Genomic DNA, 2671 nt, shown 5'->3' with positions numbered 1-2671 from the left:
AGAGGGGAAGTAACCAAACAGTTTTTTATAATCAGAGGCCAGATATCCTCGGTGAAAAAAACCTAATTCTTCAGCAATTTCATAAATTAATTTTGTCTGATTATTTTGGTTAAGAGATTGATGTAGAGCATTAAGACGAAGCAATTTAAAATAATTGTAAGGAGACATTTGATAGAAGTCTTTAAATATATATTCTAAGGTGCGTTGACTTACTTTTAAGTCTTGACAAATCGCTGGAATAGTCAGATCAGAACGCATATTTTTTCTCATCATTTCTTCTGCTTTTTTGAGAATAGAGGTGCGTCTGATAGTGTTTTTAGGAGTTTTAATATCTTTGGTTACTGCTAAAGTCAAAAGAAAATCTTTGACAATTTCTTCTTTTAATTTTTGCTTGACAAAATTTAATCTTAATGCTTTTCTTTGCCCAGATATTTGTTGACGATCTAAATTAAATAGCATTTGATAAAGTTGATGACAAGATTGTTGGAGATGACGAATTTTTTCCGATGGGCAAATCACAATAGAAGAAGCGGAAGAATTTAAAAACTTTTTCGCTTCTGGTAGCTCTAAAGTTTGGCACAATTGTTGCAGATACTTATCATGAACGTAAAGCTGAAAACGATTAGAAAAAGGATGTTGAAAAACGGAAATTTCTGATTTAGGGGGGATAATCCCCAGATAGTTATTTTCTAATGGATACAAATTTTGGAAGAAGACAGAATTCACCTGAACAGGAATCGCAAAAACCCACATTTTAGAATGGATTACTCCCGCAACATTCGTTAAACAATTACGTTGCGATAATTCTAACATCACTTCATCGATGATGATCCTTGAAAGATACCCTTCAAAATGATCACCACTGAGTTGTAAAGCATCTACGTTGAGAAATTCTCGATTCTGAAAATAGCGAGAAAAGTCACAAACATATTCACTTTTAAAGGTTAATTCCTGAGAATTAATTAAAATATTGGTTTTATTGTCAAAAATAAACATCTATATATAACTATTTGGTTATTGAGTAAAGTTAAAATTTTTTTGCCCATCAATTTAAAAACTTGCGTTTTTTGGATCATCTTAGCATAGAAGACTGAGTAGTATGAGTTAAAGCAGAGTTGGTTTGTTAATTTTGTCCATCAGTGTAATTCCAGCTAAATCTCTCAGTTTTTTCCGTTATCAATTACTAAGGAGATTTCGATGGCTAAACAATATATGCCACTTGAAGATTGCTCTGGGTCTGCGGTATTGGGTGGAGAAATTCCGCAATTACGTCCCCCGGCATTTTCTGATGACCCAAAATATAACACATTTAGCTATACCTATTATCCAGGGGGATTGGAAATTTCCGATAGCTATATCTATTATCCAGGAGAATCAGAAATTTCCGAAGCCCTTGCCAGGGAAATCACTACGTTCGCCGTTCCCCCGACAAATTATCCAGAGGGATTGGAAATTTCCGATAGCTATATCTATTATCCAGGAGGATCGGAAATTTCCGAAGCTGTTGCCAGGGAAATCACTACGTTCGCCGTTCCCCCGACAAATTATCCAGAGGGATTGGAAATTTCCGATAGCTATATTTATTATCCAGGAGGATCGGAAATTTCCGAAGCTGTTGTTCCTAATATTAGCACTTGTCTCTATGCGCTCAAAGCAATCATAGCATTTTTCATCAGAATGAGCCATGGGCAAGGGGCTTAAACCCTTTGTTGGCAAAACTTGTCGATACCTCAGTAACGTGAAAAGCGCTATAACTACACATCTAAGCCGCCGAGATCAACTTCATCATCAGGAATTGCTGGAACATTCAGCGTTAATCAAGGAGACCTCTTTATAAACTTACTAGGCGGCTCCGGTGGTAAAGAATTTTATGAGGGTGTAATATTGCCAAATGGAGATCTAAAAACTAACTGGCAACTGACTCCTTTTATGAACCTCGCCGTCGTTACCAATTATATTTTTGGTTTCGTCCTCATCGTTTTTGGCAGCGATAGTGCGATCGCAGATTGTGTCGAGAGTTTGTAGGGTGGGCAATGCCCACCTTACTTCAAGGTAAAATAGAGCTAAGGAAGTTAGTAGAGAGAGAATGCTATTTTGCCAGCTATGAGCCAAACTTTACCTAAAACTGTTAATTTCGAGGAATTCGTCCTTTGGCTGCCTGAAAATTCGGGAGTGCGTTATGAGCTACACAAGGGAAATATTATTGAAATGGCACAACCCGCAGGAGAACACGAGGAAATCAAAGGATTTTTAACTGTTAAACTCAGTGGAATAATTGATAGACTAGGGCTTCCTTATTTAATTCCTAACCAAGCGATTGTCAGACCTGCTGGTAAAAATTCTGGTTATTTTCCCGATGTATTAGTGCTAAATCGAACCAAGCTCGCTCAGGAAAAATTATGGAAAAAAGAATCAATCCTTAGGGATGGTGCATCTATCCCTCTGATCATTGAAGTGGTATCGACTAACTGGCGTGATGATTACTACTTAAAATTTGCTGATTATGAAGAAATGGGTATTCCTGAATATTGGATTGTAGATTATGCAGCCTTGGGTGGACGTAATTTTCTCGGCACTCCTAAACAACCGACAATCTCTGTTTGTTGCTTAGTTGAGGAAGAATATCAAATTCGGCAATTTCGAGACAGTGATCGCCTGATCTCCCAGACTT

At 37.2% G+C, this 2671-nt stretch carries 4 protein-coding genes; 3 read left to right on the top strand and 1 reads right to left on the bottom strand.

All coding sequences use genetic code 11. The features are described 5' to 3' along the window. Positions 1-996, bottom strand: a 996-nt coding sequence (locus tag PX636_RS16650) for a helix-turn-helix domain-containing protein (protein ID WP_288117901.1), incomplete at its 3' end; no start/stop codon positions are given. Between the two features lie 201 nt (positions 997-1197). Here PX636_RS16650 and PX636_RS16645 point away from each other — a divergent pair. From PX636_RS16645 to PX636_RS16635, 3 genes are all read left to right on the top strand, one after another. Beyond that, positions 1198-1701, top strand: coding sequence for a hypothetical protein (locus PX636_RS16645; protein WP_288117899.1), 504 nt, complete (start codon positions 1198-1200; stop codon positions 1699-1701). A 183-nt stretch (positions 1702-1884) separates the two neighbouring features. Continuing rightward, positions 1885-2025, top strand: a complete 141-nt coding sequence (locus PX636_RS16640) for a hypothetical protein (protein WP_164517016.1) — start codon at positions 1885-1887, stop codon at positions 2023-2025. A 78-nt stretch (positions 2026-2103) separates the two neighbouring features. Then, a partial coding sequence (locus PX636_RS16635; protein ID WP_288117903.1) for a Uma2 family endonuclease occupies positions 2104-2671 on the top strand: 568 nt, incomplete at its 3' end.

Origin of the sequence: Microcystis sp. M53598_WE2, from assembly GCF_030067735.1 — a bacterium.
Taxonomy (GTDB): Bacteria; Cyanobacteriota; Cyanobacteriia; order Cyanobacteriales; family Microcystaceae; genus Microcystis; species Microcystis aeruginosa.
The sequence above is the reverse complement of the archived record's forward strand: the minus strand, read 5'-3'. Positions and strand labels throughout refer to the sequence as shown.

Bases quoted from the DNA above. Each gene is read 5' to 3' on its own strand.
- PX636_RS16645 (WP_288117899.1), top strand. From the start codon at position 1,198: ATGGCTAAACAATATATGCCACTTGAAGATTGCTCTGGGTCTGCGGTA.